Genomic DNA, 4,531 nt, shown 5'->3' with positions numbered 1-4,531 from the left:
TCCAATCCCGCGTTTCGGTCTTCCCACGGCCGGGATTGATCCGGCCCTTGCTGTCGCGGCTACCCCATCCTGCCGTCACCCGAAGGTCGGTTGCCGAAATGCCGCCAAGAACGCGCAGATGTTCGGCAACGCTGCCGCTGGTAACCCCGGGCACATCGACCTCGGTATCTAGCAACGCTGCAACCTTCGCACCGAGGGCGACCGAGGTGTCGAGCAGCGTGCGTTCGTTCGGCAGTGGCACGCGAGGCCAGTCGATGGCGACGCCGTCGGCGTTGTCGCCCAGATACTGCGGCGAATAGGTGATCGCGAGGGCATGACGCCATGGTGCTGCTGCTGCGTCGGCATCCGTGTCGGGATCCGGGAGTCCCAGATGTGACAGCCAGGAGCGCGCGTGCGCGGAAAGGTTCGCCGCCGTCGCACCGGCCAGCATACCGTGCGCCGGGTCGTGCTTCTGAACGGGGAAGTAATAGGAGTGCCCACGCTGCGCATCGTTGTCGCCGAGACAGCGCGTGAAGAAGACTGGCGGCCCCTCGGGGTCCGCAACTCCCGAAGGCCGGGACATCAGGAACTCGTTTCCACCGGAGAACTGCGTCCAGAGCTGCGGACGCGGCTCGTTCCAGATGGGACGCACGTCGGTGAAGTAGGCATGCCGCACATCGAAGGGACGCACGACGTAGCGGACGATCTTCTTGTCCTCGAACGCAGCGGCGGCGAGCGCCTTGGTGCGAGCCTCCTTGGCCTTGTAGCGGGCGGCATCCTTGGCCAGCGGGTGCCCCATCAGTTCGAATGCCGGCCAGTCGATTCCCTTGTCGAAATAGGTCGTCATGCGCGCGGCGAGGGCGGCGCGGTCGATGTCGATCAGGGCCCCGCCGCGCTTTTCCATCAGTCCGTTGATCGGCTCGAGGACAGCCAGATCGGGCAACCTCGGCCAAGCCAGATAGGTGCTGCCCACGTCGCGCGGCCGGAAAGACAGCCGGTTCCACGGTTGAGGGTCCGCAACCTCGTATTGGTCATCGAAGGGTGTGACAGCGAGGCTGTCGATGAGTTCTTGGCGTTTCGATGTGCCCCAGAAGTCGCGGTAGGTGACCACAGTAGCTTCAGACGGCTCGGAACGCTTCAAGAACAGGCCTACTGCTGTCCCCAAGCGTATTCCCGCTCGATTGTAGGGTGTTGAGAATACCGAGGGGTCAGGATCACCGGAGGGCGTTCGTTTCCCGGTCTCTCGAGAGTCCCCATTCAGCGAGTCAATCCAAATGCGGTCGAACTGCTTCAGTAGGCTCTCACGCGCAACGACAAAGGATGGGTCACCCAAGTAGGAGTAGCTCGAAATGTAGCAGATAAGACCACGGCCGGTGGCAGCGATCCTGCGTTCAGCGATGCGCAGGAAACGGACATAGAACTCATCGAGATTGAACTTCTTGATCTTCCATTTCGATTGCAGGCCTTCTTTATAGGGCTCTACGAGCCCTGCTTCCTCCTCCGGACTGGTCCCGGCAAACGCGTTGTAGGGCGGATTGCCGATGACCACGAGGATCGGCACGTCGCGTTTCACATGCTCGGCCTGGTCGCGCTCCTGTTCCAGTTCGGGGAACAGAGGCAACGTTGCTTTGGGCCCCGCGGGCGGCTCCCATCCGGTCAGCGCGTTCGTCAGGTAGATGGCCGGTCGCTCGCCCTTTGCCGGGTCAACGGGCGCGCCCAACCCGGCGAGCAGGTTGCCCACCTGCCAGTGCGCGATGACAAAGGGCGCCGACATGATCTCGAAGCCGAACACGCGCTCGCGGGCCGCTTCCTGAACATCCTGACCGATCAGCGCGTCCTCGCCCTTGGCGCGGAGCGTCTCCTCGATCTTACGCAGCACCTCCACGACATAGGCGCCGGTGCCGCAGCAGGGGTCGAGGACGTAGACATTCTTGTCGGCCAGCCCGTCTGCGATGCCGAGCTCGGTACGCAGAACGGTGTCCACCCGCTCGACCATGTAGCGGACAATCTCGCGGGGCGTGTACCAGACCCCCATCTCCTTGCGCAGATCGGGGTCGAACGCCTCGAGGAACGGCTCGTAGAAGTGCTGGACCGCCTCGCCGCTGTCGAAGGTCTTGAAGAAGGCAGTTCGGTCGACGCGGTTCAGCGCCTCGCCGGTTCGGTCGAGAACGCCCATCAATCCGAGCGGGGCGAGGCGGCTCGGCTTCGCTACCTCCTCGAACAGCGAGCGGATCATCGGCACGGTCATGATGTAGCCCGCCGACTTCCAGTCGAACTTGCCCGAGCCGCCGCCCCTGGCCCAGATCACCCAAGCGGAGAAGACGCCATAGAACAGCGTCTGGACGAGGGTGGACCGGAAGAAGTGCTCACCCTTCTCGCCCTCGAACTTGATGCCGAGCGCGGTTTCGAGAGCGGTGCGCAGCGGCGCGAGCGTCTTCCCGTCCTTTTCCTCCAGCGTCGCCAGCGCATCGCGCGCATAGGACGCGAGGAACCACGCAATGTCCTCGGGCCGCGTCAGAGGCGCGGCGTTCATCATGACGCGCCGCAGGAACTCGCCCAGATGCGTTCCCTGCTCCTTGGCCGATTTCACCGGGTGCGCGGCCATCGACCAGAAGCTCGGCTCGTCCACTGCCAGACTGAAGAACTCGCGTTCGACCGGCTTCCCGGCGTCATCTTCCCCGATCAGGCGAAACTCGCGGTAGTTGGTAACGAGCACCAGCCGATACCGGTCGAAATATTTGGTTGCCTGCTTCCCCTTGGCAGTCTGCCAGTTCTTGTCCGCGAGGGGCTTGACCTCGATGACGCCGCGCTCAGGGATCTCCCCCTGACCCGGTTTTGGCGCACCCTTGCTGCACTGCTTCCTGCTGTACAGTCCGAAATCCGGGTGACCTGCGCCCTGGTTCCGCAGTTGTCCGTTGCAGATCACCTGCGGGTCGAGAAGCTTGCCAAGCTCGTTCAGCAGGTTCTCCAGCGCCGAGTAGTAAGACGTCTCGCTGGTAGCGCCGCCCGTGCTACGGATCTCGGCCATGCGCTGGAAATAGGTACGAACAGCAGTTTCAACGGGCGACACTATCTTCTCTCCAAATCGGCGCGGCCTTTCGCACTCAACCGTCACACGACCGAATCTATCCGTGGTCTCAGTGATTTGCGAGCCTTTTCAACGATTCCCAAACGTTCTGAATAGGCATCTGACATCGGCCGCGCGAGACTCGCGGGCATGCGGACCTTCCTCCATCGCCTTCTCGGCCTCGCGCGCGCTCGCGGCTTCGATGCTGCGGGTGGCGGGCGGCGTTGGGAGGGGGCGCGGACGGTCGACGGGCTGAACGCCGCGATCCTGGCGGGCGCGACCACTGCGGCGCGGCGGGCCGGATGGTATGCGCGGAACAACCCGTGGGTCGCGGCGGCGGTGGACAGCCTGGTCGGCAATGTCGTGGGCGCCGGGATCAAGCCGCAGTCCAGCCATCCCGACCGGGCGGTGCGCGAGCGGCTGCAGGCGCTCTGGCTGCGCTGGACCGACCACGCCACCCCGGATGGGCTGGCCGATTTCTACGGGCTGCAGGCCATGGCCGTGCGCGCGATGGTCGAGAGCGGCGAGAGCTTCGCCCGGCTCCGCGTAGCCAGCGATGCCGTAATCCCCCTCCACCTCGAGCTTCTGGATCGCGAGCAGGTTCCCATGGACCTGCACCGCGAGATCGGCGGCGGGGCGCGGATCCGCGCGGGCATCGAGTTCGATGCCGCCGGTCGCCGGGTCGCCTACCGGGTGTTGTCCTCCCGCCCGGGCGATCCGCTGGGGTCTCTCCGCATGGACCCGCTCCGCGTCCCCGCCGCCGATTGTTTGCACCTGTTCAAGCCGCTCGCCGCGGGTCAGTTGCGCGGAATTACCTGGCTCGCGCCCGTGCTGCTGCGGCTGCACGAGCTCGACCAGTTCGAGGACGCGGCGCTGGTGAAGGCCAAGGTGGCGGCGCTGTTCACCGGCTTCATCACCGATCCCGACGGCACGGCGGGCGGGCTCTCGGGCACCAACAGCGGCGGCGCCCTGACTGTCGGCATGGAGCCCGGCAGCCTGATCCCCCTGCCGCCCGGCACCGACATCCGGTTCTCCAACCCCACCGAGCACGACGCCTATGCGCCTTTCGTGAAGAACCACCTGCGCGCCGTCGCGGCCGGGCTCGGCTTGCCCTACGAGCTGGTCTCGGGCGACCTGGAAGGAGTCACCTATTCCTCGATCCGGGCGGGCCTCATCGAGTTCCGCCGCCGCGTCGAGCAACTGCAGCACAACGTTGTGGTGCATCTGTTCTGCCGTCCGGTCTGGGAGCGGTTCGTGCGGCTGGCGGTGCTGACCGGCGATCTGCCCGCGCGGGACTTCGACCGGAACCCGGACGCCTATCTCGGATGCGAATGGCTGCCGCCGAAGTTCGACTACGTCGATCCGATGAAGGACGTGCAGGCCGAGATCATGGCGATCGGCGCGGGGCTCAAGAGCCGGTCCCAGGCGATCTCCGAGCGCGGCTACGACGCCGAGCAGGTGGATGCGGAGATCGCCGCGGACCGC

General features: G+C 65.4%; 2 protein-coding genes. One reads left to right on the top strand and one right to left on the bottom strand.

Features of this window, described 5'->3' with window-relative positions; translation table 11 throughout:
- A partial coding sequence (locus ACK4IU_RS18415; RefSeq protein WP_409738250.1) for a type ISP restriction/modification enzyme occupies positions 1-3,007 on the bottom strand: 3,007 nt, incomplete at its 3' end.
- Positions 3,008-3,196: 189 nt separating this feature from the next.
- Here ACK4IU_RS18415 and ACK4IU_RS18410 point away from each other — a divergent pair.
- The coding region (locus tag ACK4IU_RS18410) for a phage portal protein (protein ID WP_409738248.1) at positions 3,197-4,531 on the top strand (1,335 nt) is incomplete at its 3' end.

The sequence above is a fragment of the Tabrizicola flagellatus genome (assembly GCF_046295235.1).
In the GTDB taxonomy this organism is placed as follows: domain Bacteria; phylum Pseudomonadota; class Alphaproteobacteria; order Rhodobacterales; family Rhodobacteraceae; genus Tabrizicola; species Tabrizicola flagellata_A.
This window is presented reverse-complemented; position numbering and strand designations above follow the sequence as displayed.